Annotated in this window: 16 protein-coding genes; 10 read left to right on the top strand and 6 right to left on the bottom strand. The window is 49.1% G+C overall.

All coding sequences use genetic code 11. The features are described from left to right. The 3 genes from thrB to ACJHYO_RS05655 all read left to right on the top strand — a co-directional run bounded on the left by thrB (position 1) and on the right by ACJHYO_RS05655 (position 2,730). Positions 1–933 (top strand): homoserine kinase, encoded by a 933-nt coding sequence (gene thrB / locus ACJHYO_RS05645; RefSeq protein WP_000241660.1) that lies wholly within the window; start codon positions 1–3, stop codon positions 931–933. Beyond that, entirely contained in the window at positions 934–2,220 is a 1,287-nt protein-coding gene (gene thrC / locus ACJHYO_RS05650; RefSeq protein ID WP_000781063.1) for a threonine synthase, read from the top strand. Positions 2,221–2,433: 213 nt separating this feature from the next. Further along, a complete protein-coding gene (locus ACJHYO_RS05655; RefSeq protein WP_000738733.1) occupies positions 2,434–2,730 on the top strand; it encodes a DUF2502 domain-containing protein in 297 nt (98 codons plus the stop codon). 39 nt (positions 2,731–2,769) lie between these two features. Here the strand turns inward: ACJHYO_RS05655 and yaaA are convergent, their stop codons facing one another. Both yaaA and ACJHYO_RS05665 read right to left on the bottom strand, forming a co-directional pair. Further along, positions 2,770–3,546 (bottom strand): peroxide stress protein YaaA, encoded by a 777-nt coding sequence (yaaA, locus tag ACJHYO_RS05660; protein ID WP_000906188.1) that lies wholly within the window; start codon positions 3,544–3,546, stop codon positions 2,770–2,772. Between the two features lie 69 nt (positions 3,547–3,615). After that, the gene (locus tag ACJHYO_RS05665) at positions 3,616–5,046 is read right to left on the bottom strand and encodes an alanine/glycine:cation symporter family protein (protein WP_085455674.1); all 1,431 of its coding nucleotides are present in this window, start codon (positions 5,044–5,046) and stop codon (positions 3,616–3,618) included. A gap of 278 nt (positions 5,047–5,324) precedes the next feature. Between ACJHYO_RS05665 and tal the strand changes: the two genes are divergently transcribed. Next, on the top strand, positions 5,325–6,278 hold the full coding sequence (gene tal, locus ACJHYO_RS05670) for a transaldolase (protein WP_000130187.1): 954 nt from the start codon (positions 5,325–5,327) through the stop codon (positions 6,276–6,278). A 114-nt stretch (positions 6,279–6,392) separates the two neighbouring features. Next, entirely contained in the window at positions 6,393–6,980 is a 588-nt protein-coding gene (gene mog / locus ACJHYO_RS05675; protein WP_001314415.1) for a molybdopterin adenylyltransferase, read from the top strand. Positions 6,981–7,184: 204 nt separating this feature from the next. Here the strand turns inward: mog and satP are convergent, their stop codons facing one another. The 3 genes from satP to ACJHYO_RS05690 all read right to left on the bottom strand — a co-directional run bounded on the left by satP (position 7,185) and on the right by ACJHYO_RS05690 (position 9,043). Beyond that, complete coding sequence (satP, locus tag ACJHYO_RS05680) at positions 7,185–7,751, bottom strand: acetate uptake transporter (protein WP_000528533.1); 567 nt, start codon at positions 7,749–7,751, stop codon at positions 7,185–7,187. A gap of 148 nt (positions 7,752–7,899) precedes the next feature. Then, positions 7,900–8,613 carry an acidic protein MsyB gene (gene msyB / locus ACJHYO_RS05685; RefSeq protein WP_001102393.1) on the bottom strand — a complete coding sequence of 238 codons (714 nt, stop codon included), beginning with the start codon at positions 8,611–8,613 and terminating at the stop codon, positions 7,900–7,902. A gap of 25 nt (positions 8,614–8,638) precedes the next feature. Continuing rightward, positions 8,639–9,043: a DUF2541 family protein gene (locus ACJHYO_RS05690; protein ID WP_000843687.1), complete on the bottom strand. Its 405-nt coding sequence runs from the start codon at positions 9,041–9,043 to the stop codon at positions 8,639–8,641. Between the two features lie 371 nt (positions 9,044–9,414). On the opposite strand from ACJHYO_RS05690, the gene dnaK reads away from it, so the two are divergent. Continuing rightward, positions 9,415–11,331 (top strand): molecular chaperone DnaK, encoded by a 1,917-nt coding sequence (gene dnaK, locus ACJHYO_RS05695; RefSeq protein ID WP_000516135.1) that lies wholly within the window; start codon positions 9,415–9,417, stop codon positions 11,329–11,331. Between the two features lie 88 nt (positions 11,332–11,419). Beyond that, positions 11,420–12,550 carry a molecular chaperone DnaJ gene (gene dnaJ, locus ACJHYO_RS05700; protein WP_001118464.1) on the top strand — a complete coding sequence of 377 codons (1,131 nt, stop codon included), beginning with the start codon at positions 11,420–11,422 and terminating at the stop codon, positions 12,548–12,550. Between the two features lie 104 nt (positions 12,551–12,654). On the opposite strand, the gene mokC is transcribed toward dnaJ, so the two are convergent. Continuing rightward, positions 12,655–12,807, bottom strand: a complete 153-nt coding sequence (mokC, locus tag ACJHYO_RS05705) for a type I toxin-antitoxin system toxin MokC (RefSeq protein WP_000809168.1) — start codon at positions 12,805–12,807, stop codon at positions 12,655–12,657. Between the two features lie 614 nt (positions 12,808–13,421). Between mokC and ACJHYO_RS05710 the strand changes: the two genes are divergently transcribed. The 3 genes from ACJHYO_RS05710 to ACJHYO_RS05720 all read left to right on the top strand — a co-directional run bounded on the left by ACJHYO_RS05710 (position 13,422) and on the right by ACJHYO_RS05720 (position 17,084). Further along, a complete protein-coding gene (locus ACJHYO_RS05710; RefSeq protein WP_001274832.1) occupies positions 13,422–14,183 on the top strand; it encodes an outer membrane protein OmpK in 762 nt (253 codons plus the stop codon). A gap of 19 nt (positions 14,184–14,202) precedes the next feature. Next, complete coding sequence (locus tag ACJHYO_RS05715) at positions 14,203–15,696, top strand: sulfatase (protein ID WP_085455675.1); 1,494 nt, start codon at positions 14,203–14,205, stop codon at positions 15,694–15,696. Positions 15,697–15,824: 128 nt separating this feature from the next. Beyond that, positions 15,825–17,084, top strand: a complete 1,260-nt coding sequence (locus ACJHYO_RS05720) for a hypothetical protein (protein ID WP_000494924.1) — start codon at positions 15,825–15,827, stop codon at positions 17,082–17,084. Positions 17,085–17,208 lie beyond the last annotated feature (124 nt).

Here is a 17,208-nt window from a genome sequence, read left to right on the forward strand (position 1 = left end):
ATGGTTAAAGTTTATGCCCCGGCTTCCAGTGCCAATATGAGCGTCGGGTTTGATGTGCTCGGGGCGGCGGTGACACCTGTTGATGGTGCATTGCTCGGAGATGTAGTCACGGTTGAGGCGGCAGAGACATTCAGTCTCAACAACCTCGGACGCTTTGCCGATAAGCTGCCGTCAGAGCCACGGGAAAATATCGTTTATCAGTGCTGGGAGCGTTTTTGCCAGGAGCTTGGCAAGCAAATTCCAGTGGCGATGACTCTGGAAAAGAATATGCCGATCGGTTCGGGCTTAGGCTCCAGCGCCTGTTCAGTGGTCGCGGCGCTGATGGCGATGAATGAACACTGCGGCAAGCCGCTTAATGACACTCGTTTGCTGGCTTTGATGGGCGAGTTGGAAGGGCGTATCTCCGGCAGCATTCATTACGACAACGTGGCACCGTGTTTTCTTGGTGGTATGCAGTTGATGATTGAAGAAAACGACATCATCAGTCAGCAAGTGCCAGGGTTTGATGAGTGGCTGTGGGTGCTGGCGTATCCGGGGATTAAAGTCTCGACGGCAGAAGCCAGGGCTATTTTACCGGCGCAGTATCGCCGCCAGGATTGCATTGCGCACGGGCGACATCTGGCAGGCTTCATTCACGCCTGCTATTCCCGTCAGCCTGAGCTTGCCGCGAAGCTGATGAAAGATGTTATCGCTGAACCCTACCGTGAACGGTTACTGCCAGGCTTCCGGCAGGCGCGGCAGGCGGTTGCGGAAATCGGCGCGGTAGCGAGCGGTATCTCCGGCTCCGGCCCGACTTTGTTCGCTCTGTGTGACAAGCCGGATACCGCCCAGCGCGTTGCCGACTGGTTGGGTAAGAACTACCTGCAAAATCAGGAAGGTTTTGTTCATATTTGCCGGCTGGATACGGCGGGCGCACGAGTACTGGAAAACTAAATGAAACTCTACAATCTGAAAGATCACAATGAGCAGGTCAGCTTTGCGCAAGCCGTAACCCAGGGGTTGGGCAAAAATCAGGGGCTGTTTTTCCCGCACGACCTGCCGGAATTCAGCCTGACTGAAATTGATGAGATGCTGAAGCTGGATTTTGTCACCCGCAGTGCGAAGATCCTCTCGGCGTTTATTGGTGATGAAATCCCGCAGGAAATCCTGGAAGAGCGCGTACGCGCGGCGTTTGCCTTCCCGGCTCCGGTCGCCAATGTTGAAAGCGATGTCGGTTGTCTGGAGTTGTTTCACGGGCCAACGCTGGCATTTAAAGATTTCGGCGGTCGCTTTATGGCACAAATGCTGACCCATATTGCGGGCGATAAGCCAGTGACCATTCTGACCGCGACATCTGGTGATACTGGAGCGGCAGTGGCTCATGCTTTCTACGGTTTACCGAATGTGAAAGTGGTTATCCTCTATCCACGAGGCAAAATCAGTCCACTGCAAGAAAAACTGTTCTGTACATTGGGCGGCAATATCGAAACTGTTGCCATCGACGGCGATTTCGATGCCTGTCAGGCGCTGGTGAAGCAGGCGTTTGATGATGAAGAACTGAAAGTGGCGCTGGGGCTGAATTCTGCTAACTCCATCAACATCAGTCGCTTGCTGGCGCAGATTTGTTATTACTTTGAGGCTGTCGCACAGTTGCCGCAAGAAGCACGTAACCAGTTGGTTGTCTCGGTACCGAGTGGAAACTTCGGTGATTTAACGGCAGGTCTGCTGGCGAAGTCACTCGGTCTGCCGGTAAAACGTTTTATTGCTGCGACCAACGTGAACGATACCGTACCACGTTTCCTGCACGACGGTCAGTGGTCACCCAAAGCGACTCAGGCGACGTTATCCAATGCGATGGATGTTAGCCAGCCAAACAACTGGCCGCGTGTGGAAGAGTTGTTCCGCCGCAAAATCTGGCAACTGAAAGAGCTGGGGTATGCAGCCGTGGATGATGAAACCACGCAACAGACAATGCGTGAGTTAAAAGAACTGGGCTATACCTCGGAGCCGCACGCTGCCGTAGCTTATCGTGCGCTGCGTGACCAGTTGAATCCAGGCGAATATGGCTTGTTCCTCGGCACCGCGCATCCGGCGAAATTTAAAGAGAGCGTGGAAGCGATTCTCGGTGAAACGTTGGATCTGCCAAAAGAGCTGGCAGAACGTGCTGATTTACCCTTGCTTTCGCATAACCTGCCCGCCGATTTTGCTGCGTTGCGTAAATTGATGATGAATCATCAGTAACGTCTATTCATTATCTCAATCAGGCCGGGTTTGCTTTTATGCAGCCCGGCTTTTTTATGAAGAAAATATGGAGAAAAACGACAGGGAAAAAGGAGAAATTCTCAATAAATGCGGTAACTTAGAGATTAGGATTGCGGAGAATAACAACTGCCGTTCTCATCGCGTAATCTCCGGATATCGACCCATAACGGGCAATGATAAAAGGAGTAACCTGTGAAAAAGATGCAATCTATCGTACTCGCACTTTCCCTGGTTCTGGTCGCTCCCATGGCAGCGCAGGCTGCGGAAATTACGCTAGTCCCGTCAGTAAAATTACAGATAGGCGATCGTGATAATCGTGGCTATTACTGGGATGGCGGTCACTGGCGCGACCACGGCTGGTGGAAACAACATTATGAATGGCGAGGCAATCGCTGGCACCCATATGGACCGCCGCCATCGCCGCGCCATAACAAGCACAATGATCATCGTGGCGATCATCGTCCGGAGCCGGACAAACATCATCGCTAAATATCAATGCCGGATTACCATCCGGCATTGACTACAAACTTAACGCTGCTCGTAGCGTTTAAACACCAGTTCGCCATTGCTGGAGGAAGCTTCATCAAAGAAGTAACCTTCGCTATTAAAACCAGTCAGTTGCTCTGGTTTGGTCAGCCGATTTTCAATAATGAAACGACTCATCAGACCGCGTGCTTTCTTAGCGTAGAAGCTGATGATCTTAAATTTGCCGTTCTTCTCATCGAGGAACACTGGCTTGATAATCTCGGCATTCAATTTCTTCGGCTTCACCGATTTAAAATACTCATCTGACGCCAGATTTATCACCACATTATCGCCTTGTGCTGCGAGCGCCTCGTTCAGCTTGTTGGTGATGATATCTCCCCAGAATTGATACAGATCTTTCCCTCGGGCATTCTCAAGACGTATCCCCATTTCCAGACGATAAGGCTGCATTAAATCGAGCGGGCGCAGTACGCCATACAAGCCGGAAAGCATTCGCAAATGCTGTTGGGCAAAATCGAAATCGTCTTCGCTGAAGGTTTCGGCCTGCAAGCCAGTGTAGACATCACCTTTAAACGCCAGAATTGCCTGGCGGGCATTCTCCGGTGTGAAATTTGGCTGCCAGTCATGAAAGCGAGCGGCGTTGATACCCGCCAGTTTGTCGCTGATGCGCATCAGGGAGCTAATCTGCGGGGGCGTCAGTTTCCGCGCTTCATGGATCAGCTGCTGGGCGTTGTCTAACAGCTCCGGCAGCGTATAGCGCGTGGTGGTCAACGGGCTTTGGTAATCAAGCGTTTTCGCAGGTGAAATAAGAATCAGCATATCCAGTCCTTGCAGGAAATTTATGCCGACTTTAGCAAAAAAAGAGAATGAGTTGATCGATAGTTGTGATTACTCCTGCGAAACATCATCCCACGCGTCTGGAGAAAGCTGGCGACCGATCTCCGGATAACGCAACGGATCAAACACCGGACGCACGCCGAGTTTACGCTGGCGTAGATAATCACTGGCAATGGTATGAACCACAGGCGAGAGCAGTAATATGGCGGTCAAATTGGTAATAGCCATGCAGGCCATAATGATATCTGCCAGTTGCCACATCAGCGGAAAACTTAGCAAGGTGCCGCCGATGACCGTTGCGAAGGTGCAGATCCGCAGACACCAGATCGCTTTAGGGTTGTTCAGGCGTAAAAAGAAGAGATTGTTTTCGGCATAAATGTAGTTGGCAACGATGGAGCTGAAGGCAAACAGAATAACCACGAGGGTAACAAACTCCGCACCCCAGGAACCCATTAGCACCCGCATCGCCTTCTGGATAAGCTGAATACCTTCCAGCGGCATGTAGGTTGTGCCGTTACCCGCCAGTAATATCAGCATGGCGCTTGCCGTGCAGATGACCAGGGTGTCGATAAAAATGCCAATCATCTGGACAATTCCTTGCGCTGCCGGATGCGGAGGCCAGGACGCAGCTGCCGCTGCCGCGTTTGGCGTCGACCCCATTCCCGCCTCATTGGAAAACATACTGCGCTGAAAACCGTTAGTAATCGCCTGGCTTAAGGTATATCCCGCCGCGCCGCCTGCAGCTTCCTGCCAGCCAAAAGCACTCTCAAAAATAGACCAAATGACGTGGGGAAGTTGCCCGATATTCATTACGCAAATCACCAGGCAGGTCAGTACCCAGATTATCGCCATCAACGGGACAAACCCCTGCATGAGCCGGGCGACGCCATGAAGACCGCGAGTGATCGCCAGCAGAGCAAAGACAGCGAGAATAATACCTGTTACCAGCGGGGGAAAATCAAAAGAAAAACTCAGAGCTCGCGCAACGGCGTTCGCCTGAACTCCGCTGAAAATTATGCCGTAGGCGATGAGCAAAAAGACGGCGAACAGAACGCCCATCCAGCGCATCCCCAGCCCGCGCGCCATATACCATGCCGGTCCGCCACGAAACTGCCCATTGGCATCACGTTCTTTATAAAGCTGTGCGAGGGAACATTCGGCAAACGAGGTCGCCATGCCGATAAATGCGGCAACCCACATCCAGAAGACGGCTCCAGGTCCACCGGCGGTAATTGCCAGCGCAACGCCGGCCAGGTTGCCGCTACCCACGCGCGCTGCAAGACTGGTACACAATGACTGAAATGAGGTTAAACCGCCTGGCTGTGGATGAATGCTATTTTTAAGACTTTTGCCAAACTGGCGGATGTAGCGAAACTGCACAAATCCGGTGCGAAAAGTGAACCAACAACCTGCGCCGAAGAGCAGGTAAATCATTACCGATCCCCAAAGGACGCTGTTAATAAAGGAGAAAAAATCTGGCATGCATATCCCTCTTATTGCCGGTCGCGATGACTTTCCTGTGTAAACGTTACCAATTGTTTAAGAAGTATATACGCTACGAGGTACTTGATAACTTCTGCGTAGCATACATGAGGTTTTGTATAAAAATGGCGGGCGATATCAACGCAGTGTCAGAAATCCGAAACAGTCTCGCCTGGCGATAACCGTCTTGTCGGCGGTTGCGCTGACGTTGCGTCGTGATATCATCAGGGCAGACCGGTTACATCCCCCTAACAAGCTGTTTAAAGAGAAATACTATCATGACGGACAAATTGACCTCCCTTCGTCAGTACACCACCGTAGTGGCCGACACTGGGGACATCGCGGCAATGAAGCTGTATCAACCGCAGGATGCCACAACCAACCCTTCTCTCATTCTTAACGCAGCGCAGATTCCGGAATACCGTAAGTTGATTGATGATGCTGTCGCCTGGGCGAAACAGCAGAGCAACGATCGCGCGCAGCAGATCGTGGACGCGACCGACAAACTGGCCGTAAATATTGGTCTGGAAATCCTGAAACTGGTTCCGGGCCGTATCTCAACTGAAGTTGATGCGCGTCTTTCCTATGACACCGAAGCGTCAATTGCGAAAGCAAAACGCCTGATCAAACTCTACAACGATGCAGGTATTAGCAATGATCGTATTCTGATCAAACTGGCTTCTACCTGGCAGGGTATCCGTGCTGCGGAACAGCTGGAAAAAGAAGGCATCAACTGTAACCTGACCCTGCTGTTCTCCTTCGCTCAGGCTCGTGCTTGTGCGGAAGCGGGCGTGTTCCTGATCTCGCCGTTTGTTGGCCGTATTCTTGACTGGTACAAAGCGAATACCGATAAGAAAGAGTACGCTCCGGCAGAAGATCCGGGCGTGGTTTCTGTATCTGAAATCTACCAGTACTACAAAGAGCATGGTTATGAAACCGTGGTTATGGGCGCAAGCTTCCGTAACATCGGCGAAATTCTGGAACTGGCAGGCTGCGACCGTCTGACCATCGCACCGGCACTGCTGAAAGAGCTGGCGGAGAGCGAAGGGGCTATCGAACGTAAACTGTCTTACACTGGTGAAGTGAAAGCGCGTCCGGCGCGTATCACTGAGTCCGAGTTCCTGTGGCAGCACAACCAGGATCCAATGGCAGTAGATAAACTGGCGGAAGGTATCCGTAAGTTTGCTGTTGACCAGGAAAAACTGGAAAAAATGATCGGCGATCTGCTGTAATCATACTTAGCGTGACCGGGAAGTCGGTCACGCTACCTCTTCTGAAACCTGTCTGTCACTCCCTTCGCAGTGTATCATTCTGTTTAACGAGACTGTTTAAACGGAAAAATCTTGATGAATACTTTACGTATTGGCTTAGTTTCCATCTCTGATCGCGCATCCAGCGGCGTTTATCAGGATAAAGGCATCCCTGCGCTGGAAGAATGGCTGACATCGGCGCTAACCACGCCGTTTGAACTGGAAACCCGCTTAATCCCCGATGAGCAGGCGATCATCGAGCAAACGTTGTGTGAGCTGGTGGATGAAATGAGTTGCCATCTGGTGCTCACCACGGGCGGAACTGGCCCTGCGCGTCGTGACGTAACGCCCGATGCGACGCTGGCAGTAGCGGACCGCGAGATGCCAGGCTTTGGTGAACAGATGCGCCAGATCAGCCTGCATTTTGTACCAACTGCGATCCTTTCGCGTCAGGTGGGGGTGATTCGCAAACAGGCGCTGATCCTTAACTTACCCGGTCAACCGAAGTCTATTAAAGAGACGCTGGAAGGTGTGAAGGACGCTGAGGGTAACGTTGTGGTGCACGGTATTTTTGCCAGCGTACCGTACTGCATTCAGTTGCTGGAAGGGCCATACGTTGAAACGGCAGCGGAAGTGGTTGCAGCATTCAGACCGAAGAGTGCAAGACGCGAAGTTAGCGAATAAAAAAATCCCCCCAGGCGGGGGGATCAGACTGATGACAAACGCAAAACTGCCTGATGCGCTACGCTTATCAGGCCTACGATCTTCTTGCAATATATTGAATTTGCACGATTTTGTAGGCCGGATAAGGCGTTCACGCCGCATCCGGCATAAACAAAGCGCACGTTGTTAACAATCTTATCCCTTCGAGCGGGGGGAGCTTAACAATTAGTGAGACTCACCAATCGGCAGAACGGTGCGACCAAACTGCTCGTTCAGCACTTCACCCATCGCCAGATAGATTGCGCTGGCACCGCAGATAAGACCAATCCAGCCGGCAAAGTGGATGATCGCGGCGTTACCGGCAATGTTACCGATCGCCAGCAGGGCAAACAGCACGGTCAGGCTAAAGAAAACGAATTGCAGAACGCGTGCGCCTTTCAGCGTGCCGAAGAACATAAACAGCGTAAATATGCCCCACAGACCCAGGTAGACACCAAGGAACTGTGCATTTGGCGCATCGGTCAGCCCCAGTTTCGGCATCAGCAGAATTGCAACCAGCGTCAGCCAGAAAGAACCGTAAGAGGTGAATGCGGTTAAACCGAAAGTGTTGCCTTTTTTGTACTCCAGCAGACCGGCAAAAATTTGCGCGATGCCGCCGTAGAAAATGCCCATGGCAAGAATAATACCGTCCAGAGCAAAATAACCCACGTTGTGCAGGTTAAGCAGAATGGTGGTCATGCCGAAGCCCATCAGGCCCAGCGGTGCCGGATTAGCCAACTTAGTGTTGCCCATAATTCCTCAAAAATCATCATCGAATGAATGGTGAAATAATTTCCCTGAATAACTGTAGTGTTTTCAGGGCGCGGCATAATAATCAGCCAGTGGGGCAGTGTCTACGATCTTTTGAGGGGAAAATGAAAATTTTCCCCGGTTTCCGGTATCAGACCTGAGTGGCGCTAACCATCCGGCGCAGGCAGGCGATTTGCAGTACGGCTGGAATTGTCACGCGATAGGCACTGCCGCTGACCGCTTTAACCCCATTTAATGCTGCGCCCACAGGGCCTCCCAGACCCGCGCCGCGCAGCAAACCATGCCCAAGCACGCTCATTGCTGCGTGGGTGCGTAAAATGCGGGTCAATTGGCTGGAAAGCAAATGCGACACACCTTTTGCCAATAATTTGTCTTTCATCAGCAGCGGCAGCAGCTCTTCCAGCTCATTCACCCTGGCATCGACCGCGTGCAGAAACTCCTGCTTATGTTCCTCGTCCATTTTCTTCCAGGTATTACGCAGAAATTGTTCCAGTAACTGTTGCTCAATTTCAAACGTAGACATCTCTTTGTCGGCTTTCAGCTTCAATCGCTTTGAAACATCGAGCAAAATGGCGCGATACAATTTACCGTGTCCGCGCAGTTTGTTGGCGATACTATCGCCACCAAAATGCTGTAATTCTCCGGCAATCAGCTGCCAGTTGCGGCGGTGTCGCTCGGGATGTCCTTCCATCGATTTAAACAGTTCGTTGCGCATCAGTACGCTGGAGAGGCGAGTTTTGCCTTTTTCATTATGGGTGAGCAGCCGGGCGAAATTTGCCAACTGTTCCTCACTACAATGCTGGAGAAAATCCAGATCTGAATCATTCAGGTAATTAACATTCATTTTTTGTGGTTTCTATATTCTGGCGTTAGTCGTCGCCGATAATTTTCAGCGTGGCCATATCCGATGAGTTCACTGTATGACCGGAAAAGGTGATTTTTGAGACGCAGCGTTTGTTGTCGTTATCGCTGTTAATGTTGATCCAGTCAGTGGTTTGCTCTTCTTTTATTTCTGAAGGAATATTCAGGGTCTGACTGGCGCTTCGGGTGGCTTTGAAATAAATCGATGCACCGCTTAACTGCAAATCGCCATGGTCGGCTGAGAGTTGTATGCGTTTAACAATGCGACAAACAGGAAGTTTCAGCGCCAGATCGTTGGTTTCGTTTCGCGGCATTGCAATGACGCCGAGGATTTTATGGTCGTTTGCCTGCGCCGTGCAGCACAGCATCAGGCTAATCGCCAGGCTGGCGGAAATCGTAATAACGGATTTCATAAGGATTCTCTTGGTGGGGAGGGGTAAGGGGATGAAACTAGTTTACTGCTGATAAAGAGAAGTTTCAGGTACGTAATATTTTCTTTTTATTACAATTTTTTGATGAATGCCTTGGCTGCGATTCATTCTTTATATGAATAAAATTGTTGTCAGTTTCACGTCTTGTCCTGCCATATCGCGAAATTTCTGCGCAAAAGCACAAAAAATTTTTGCATCTCCCCCTTGATGACGTGGGTTACGACCCCATTTAGTAGTCAACCGCAGTGAGTGAGTCTGCAAAAAAATGAAATTGGGCAGTTGAAACCAGACGTTTCGCCCCTATTACAGACTCACAACCACATGATGACCGAATATATAGTGGAGACGTTTAGATGGGTAAAATAATTGGTATCGACCTGGGTACTACCAACTCTTGTGTAGCGATTATGGATGGCACCACTCCTCGTGTACTGGAGAACGCCGAAGGCGATCGCACCACGCCTTCTATCATTGCCTATACCCAGGATGGTGAAACTCTGGTTGGTCAGCCGGCTAAACGTCAGGCAGTGACGAACCCGCAAAACACCCTGTTTGCGATTAAACGCCTGATTGGCCGCCGCTTCCAGGACGAAGAAGTACAGCGTGATGTTTCCATCATGCCGTTCAAAATTATTGCTGCTGATAACGGCGACGCATGGGTCGAAGTTAAAGGCCAGAAAATGGCACCGCCGCAGATCTCTGCTGAAGTGCTGAAAAAAATGAAGAAAACCGCTGAAGATTACCTGGGTGAACCGGTAACTGAAGCTGTTATTACCGTACCGGCATACTTTAACGATGCTCAGCGTCAGGCAACCAAAGACGCAGGCCGTATCGCTGGTCTGGAAGTAAAACGTATCATCAACGAACCGACCGCAGCTGCGCTGGCTTACGGTCTGGACAAAGGTACTGGCAACCGTACTATCGCGGTTTATGACCTGGGTGGTGGTACTTTCGATATTTCCATTATCGAAATCGACGAAGTTGACGGCGAAAAAACCTTCGAAGTTCTGGCAACCAACGGTGATACCCACCTGGGTGGTGAAGACTTCGACAGTCGTCTGATCAACTATCTGGTTGAAGAATTCAAGAAAGATCAGGGCATTGACCTGCGCAACGATCCGCTGGCAATGCAGCGCCTGAAAGAAGCGGCAGAAAAAGCGAAAATCGAACTGTCTTCCGCTCAGCAGACCGACGTTAACCTGCCGTACATCACTGCAGACGCGACCGGTCCGAAACACATGAACATCAAAGTGACTCGTGCGAAACTGGAAAGCCTGGTTGAAGATCTGGTAAACCGTTCCATTGAGCCGCTGAAAGTTGCACTGCAGGACGCTGGCCTGTCCGTATCTGATATCGACGACGTTATCCTCGTTGGTGGTCAGACTCGTATGCCAATGGTTCAGAAGAAAGTTGCTGAATTCTTTGGTAAAGAGCCGCGTAAAGATGTTAACCCGGACGAAGCTGTAGCCATCGGTGCTGCTGTTCAGGGTGGTGTTCTGACTGGTGACGTAAAAGACGTACTGCTGCTGGACGTTACCCCGCTGTCTCTGGGTATCGAAACCATGGGCGGTGTGATGACCACGCTGATCGCGAAAAACACCACTATCCCGACCAAGCACAGCCAGGTGTTCTCTACCGCTGAAGACAACCAGTCTGCGGTAACCATCCATGTGCTGCAGGGTGAACGTAAACGTGCGGCTGATAACAAATCTCTGGGTCAGTTCAACCTGGATGGTATCAACCCGGCACCGCGCGGCATGCCGCAGATCGAAGTTACCTTCGATATCGATGCTGACGGTATCCTGCACGTTTCCGCGAAAGACAAAAACAGCGGTAAAGAGCAGAAGATCACTATCAAGGCTTCTTCTGGTCTGAACGAAGATGAAATCCAGAAAATGGTACGCGACGCAGAAGCTAACGCCGAAGCTGACCGTAAGTTTGAAGAGCTGGTACAGACTCGCAACCAGGGCGACCATCTGCTGCACAGCACCCGTAAGCAGGTTGAAGAAGCAGGCGACAAACTGCCGGCTGACGACAAAACTGCTATCGAGTCTGCGCTGACTGCACTGGAAACTGCTCTGAAAGGTGAAGACAAAGCCGCTATCGAAGCGAAAATGCAGGAACTGGCACAGGTTTCCCAGAAACTGATGGAAATCGCCCAGCAGCAACATGCCCAGCAACAGACTGCCGGTGCTGATGCTTCTGCAAACAACGCGAAAGATGACGATGTTGTCGACGCTGAATTTGAAGAAGTCAAAGACAAAAAATAATCGCCCTATAAACGGGTAATTATACTGACACGGGCGAAGGGGAATTTCCTCTCCGCCCGTGCATTCATCTAGGGGCAAATCAAAAAAGATGGCTAAGCAAGATTATTACGAGATTTTAGGCGTTTCCAAAACAGCGGAAGAGCGTGAAATCAAAAAGGCCTACAAACGCCTGGCCATGAAATACCACCCGGACCGTAACCAGGGTGACAAAGAGGCCGAGGCGAAATTTAAAGAGATCAAGGAAGCTTATGAAGTTCTGACCGACTCGCAAAAACGTGCGGCATACGATCAGTATGGTCATGCTGCGTTTGAGCAAGGCGGCATGGGCGGCGGCGGTTTTGGCGGCGGCGCAGACTTCAGCGATATTTTTGGTGACGTTTTCGGCGATATTTTTGGCGGCGGACGTGGTCGTCAACGTGCGGCGCGCGGTGCTGATTTACGCTATAACATGGAGCTCACCCTCGAAGAAGCTGTACGTGGCGTGACCAAAGAGATCCGCATTCCGACTCTGGAAGAGTGTGACGTTTGCCACGGTAGCGGTGCAAAACCAGGTACACAGCCGCAGACCTGTCCGACCTGTCATGGTTCTGGCCAGGTGCAGATGCGCCAGGGTTTCTTTGCCGTGCAGCAGACCTGTCCACACTGTCAGGGCCGCGGTACGCTGATCAAAGATCCGTGCAACAAATGTCATGGTCATGGTCGTGTTGAGCGCAGCAAAACGCTGTCCGTTAAAATCCCGGCAGGGGTGGACACTGGAGACCGCATCCGTCTTGCGGGCGAAGGTGAAGCGGGTGAACACGGCGCACCGGCAGGCGATCTGTACGTTCAGGTTCAGGTTAAACAGCACCCGATTTTCGAGCGTGAAGGCAACAACCTGTATTGCGAAGTCCCGATCAACTTCGCTATGGCGGCGCTGGGTGGTGAAATCGAAGTACCGACCCTTGATGGTCGCGTCAAACTGAAAGTGCCTGGCGAAACCCAGACCGGTAAGCTGTTCCGTATGCGCGGTAAAGGCGTCAAGTCTGTCCGCGGTGGCGCACAGGGTGATTTGCTATGCCGCGTTGTTGTCGAAACACCGGTAGGTTTGAACGAGAAGCAGAAACAGCTGCTGCAAGAGCTGCAAGAAAGCTTTGGTGGCCCAACCGGCGAGCACAACAGCCCGCGTTCAAAGAGCTTCTTTGATGGCGTGAAGAAGTTTTTTGACGACCTGACTCGCTAACCTCCCCAAAAGCCTGCCCGTGGGCAGGCCAGGGTAAAAACCAGGGTGCGTTGAAGATATGCGAGCACCTGTAAAGTGGCGGGGATCACTCCCCGCCGTTGCTCTTACTCGGATTCGTAAGCCGTGAAAACAGCAACCTCCGTCTGGCCAGTTCGGATGTGAACCTCACAGAGGTCTTTTCTCGTTACCAGCGCCGCCACTACGGCGGTGATACAGATGACGATCAGGGCGACAATCATCGCCTTATGCTGCTTCATTGCTCTCTTCTCCTTGACCTTTCGGTCAGTAAGAGGCACTCTACATGTGTTCTGCATATAGGGGGCCTCGGGTTGATGGTAAAATATCACTCGGGGCTTTTCTCTATCTGCCGTTCAGCCAATGCCTGAGACAGACAGCCTCAAGCACCCGCCGCTATTATACTGCGCTTTTAATTCACTTCTGTTTTATCAATTCTTTTTCTGAAGACGCCTCGCATTTTTGCGGAATAATATTTCAATACATCAATTTATTTAACTTAAATATATCCAGGGATTCACAAAAAAAGGTGTTTTCCTCTATCAAAAGTGAATGGCTAAAGGAAATTAATTATTAAAGGTTACTGTAATACTATAGAGAGACAAAGAAATACGTTCAGCAGCTAATACTAAGTTCATCATGAAAAATGCCTATAAATCAAAGGGTGATGTTTAAAACAGACACATTTTCTGAAACACGATATCCCTCCGCCCGTTCGCAAAAGTAATCTGCGATCTTCATCACGCTTCGATAGTCATCTTTAAATATACTGGCCTGGTCATTCTTAATAAAAATGAATTGTCTGGTGTATTAATTCCTATGGAATCATAAAAACAATGAATGGAGAACATATTATATGTCTGCCAAAAGACGACTTCTTATTGCGTGTACCTTGATAACAGCTATCTATCATTTTCCTGCATATTCTTCATTAGAATATAAAGGAACCTTTGGTTCAATAAATGCGGGTTATGCAGACTGGAATAGTGGATTTGTAAACACTCACCGTGGTGAAGTATGGAAAGTGACTGCGGATTTTGGGGTAAATTTTAAAGAAGCAGAATTTTACTCATTTTATGAAAGTAATGTACTCAATCATGCTGTAGCAGGGAGAAATCATACGGTTTCAGCAATGACGCATGTCAGACTCTTTGACTCTGATATGACATTCTTTGGCAAAATTTATGGCCAATGGGATAACTCATGGGGTGACGATCTGGACATGTTTTATGGATTCGGTTACCTCGGCTGGAACGGCGAGTGGGGCTTTTTTAAACCGTATATTGGATTGCATAATCAATCTGGTGACTACGTATCAGCTAAATATGGTCAAACGAATGGTTGGAATGGTTATGTTGTTGGCTGGACAGCAGTATTACCATTTACGTTATTTGACGAAAAATTTGTTTTATCTAACTGGAATGAAATAGAACTGGACAGGAACGATGCTTACACGGAGCAGCAATTTGGCCGGAACGGGTTAAATGGCGGTTTAACTATTGCCTGGAAGTTCTATCCTCGCTGGAAAGCAAGTGTGACGTGGCGTTATTTCGATAATAAGCTGGGCTACGATGGCTTTGGCGATCAAATGATTTATATGCTTGGTTATGATTTCTAATTTTTATCAGGGAATAATTATGCAGAAAACGTTAATGGCCAGTTTGATCGGCCTTGCAGTTTGCACAGGGAATGCTTTTAGTCCTGCCTTAGCCGCAGAGGCTAAACAACCTAATTTAGTCATTATTATGGCGGATGATTTAGGTTATGGCGATTTAGCAACATATGGTCATCAGATCGTTAAAACACCTAATATCGACAGGCTTGCCCAGGAAGGGGTCAAATTTACTGACTACTATGCCCCCGCTCCTTTAAGTTCACCTTCACGCGCAGGGCTATTAACCGGCCGGATGCCATTTCGTACTGGAATTCGCTCATGGATTCCTTCAGGCAAAGATGTTGCCTTAGGGCGTAACGAACTCACGATTGCTAATCTACTCAAAGCGCAAGGGTATGACACGGCCATGATGGGTAAGCTGCATCTGAATGCAGGCGGCGATCGCACCGATCAGCCGCAGGCAAAAGATATGGGCTTTGATTACTCACTGGTTAATACGGCGGGTTTTGTTACCGACGCCACGCTGGATAACGCTAAAGAACGCCCGCGTTATGGCATGGTTTACCCGACAGGCTGGCTACGTAACGGGCAACCCACTCCACGAGCCGATAAAATGAGCGGTGAGTATGTCAGTTCGGAAGTCGTCAACTGGCTGGATAACAAAAAGGACAGCAAGCCTTTCTTCCTCTATGTTGCTTTTACCGAAGTGCATAGCCCCCTGGCTTCGCCCAAAAAATACCTCGACATGTACTCACAATATATGAGCGCGTATCAGAAGCAGCATCCTGATTTATTTTATGGCGACTGGGCAGACAAACCCTGGCGTGGTGTGGGGGAATATTATGCCAATATCAGCTATCTGGATGCACAGGTTGGAAAAGTGCTGGATAAAATCAAAGCGATGGGTGAAGAAGATAACACAATCGTTATTTTTACCAGTGATAACGGTCCGGTAACGCGTGAAGCGCGCAAAGTGTATGAGCTGAATTTGGCAGGGGAAACGGATGGATTACGCGGTCGCAAGGATAACCTTTGGGAAGGCGGAATTCGTGTTCCAGCCATTATTAAATATGGTAAACATCTACCACAGGGAATGGTTTCAGATACACCCGTTTATGGTCTGGACTGGATGCCTACTTTAGCGAAAATGATGAACTTCAAATTACCTACAGACCGTACTTTCGATGGTGAATCGCTGGTTCCTGTTCTTGAGCAAAAAGCATTGAAACGCGAAAAGCCATTAATTTTCGGGATTGATATGCCATTCCAGGATGATCCAACCGATGAATGGGCGATCCGTGATGGTGACTGGAAGATGATTATCGATCGCAATAATAAACCGAAATATCTCTACAATCTGAAATCTGATCGTTATGAAACACTTAATCTGATCGGTAAAAAACCAGATATTGAAAAACAGATGTATGGTAAGTTTTTAAAATATAAAACTGATATTGATAATGATTCTCTAATGAAAGCCAGAGGTGATAAACCAGAAGCGGTGACCTGGGGCTAACCTGATAATCATAATAAATGTAATGTATGCCATTTAGGGCTATGCCCGCCTGATTCAGTGCTACGCATTGAATCAGGTTCTTTTCGCGTTGAACAATATCAAGATACGGCTATTCGCAGGGAGTGGATATGTTTACCAACGTAAATGTTGATTGTTGCAAAACACCAGGATGTAAAAACCTGGGGTTGCTGAATAGCCAGGATTATGTCGCACAGGGTAAAAATATTTTATGCCGTGAATGTGGTTACTTGTTTCCAGTGATATCTGAACAGTCGCTTAATATTTATCGTAATATTGTGAATCACTCCTGGAGAGGTTTGATTTGCCAATGTTCAACTTGCGGAGGCACGTCCCTCAAAAAATATGGATATTCTGCACAAGGCCAGAGAAGAATGTATTGCCATCATTGTGAGAAAACATTTATCACTCTGGAACATGTAATTACCACACCACGAGGAGCCCTGTTAGCATTGATGATTGAGCAAGGGGAGGCACTTGCGGATATCAGAAAGTCATTACTTCTTAACAGCACTGGACTTAGCCGTGAACTGTTAAAATTAGCGCGTGAAGCAAACTATAAAGAAAGTCGACAGTGTTTCCCAGCTTCTGATATTACCCTGAGTACCCGCGCTTTTCGCGTCAAGTATAATGGTAGCAATAACTCTCTTTATGCTCTTGTTACCGCAGAAGAACAAAGCGGCAGGGTGGTTGCCATCTCAACCAATTACTCCCCATCTGCCGTAGAGCAACATTATCAATACACATCGAACTATGAAGAGCGTATGTCTCCAGGGACGCTGGCACATCATGTCCAGCGCAAAGAGTTACTTACTATGCGGCGGGATACCTTGTTTGATATTGATTACGGCCCGGCAGTTTTACATCAAAACGATCCGGGAATGTTGGTAAAACCGGTTCTTCCGGCATATCGTCATTTTGAACTGGTCAGAATACTGACCGATGAGCATTCCAACAACGTTCAGCATTACCTTGATCACGAATGCTTTATATTGGGCGGCTGCCTGATGGCTAATTTGCAGCATATTCATCAAGGTCGCTGCCATATTTCCTTTGTCAAAGAGCGCGGTGTGGCACCCGCCACCATTGATTTTCCACCGCGATTATTCCTTAGTGGTGGGGTACGAAATAATGTCTGGCGTGCATTTTCTAACCGCAATTATTCAATGGCTGTATGCAATCTCACTGGCAGTAAGAAAGTCCGCGAGATGCGGCATGCAACATTGAACAGTGCGACGCGTTTTATCCACTTTGTGGAGAACCATCCTTTCCTTATATCATTGAACCGAATGTCTCCTGCGAATGTCGTTTCTACATTAGATATCCTCAAACATCTGTGGAATAAAAAACTAGAGCATGGAACAATTTAATTATTACTTTTCCGAATAATTTCTTCAGAAATCTTGACATTAGACTATGATTAATGGGGTTTAAGGTCATCAGCCGCCGCTTTCGGGCATCAAAAACTCATCTCTCGCTGATGGCGCAATTCTT

The sequence above is a fragment of the Escherichia sp. WS1118 genome, from assembly GCF_046487695.1.
In the GTDB taxonomy this organism is placed as follows: Bacteria; Pseudomonadota; Gammaproteobacteria; order Enterobacterales; family Enterobacteriaceae; genus Escherichia; species Escherichia coli.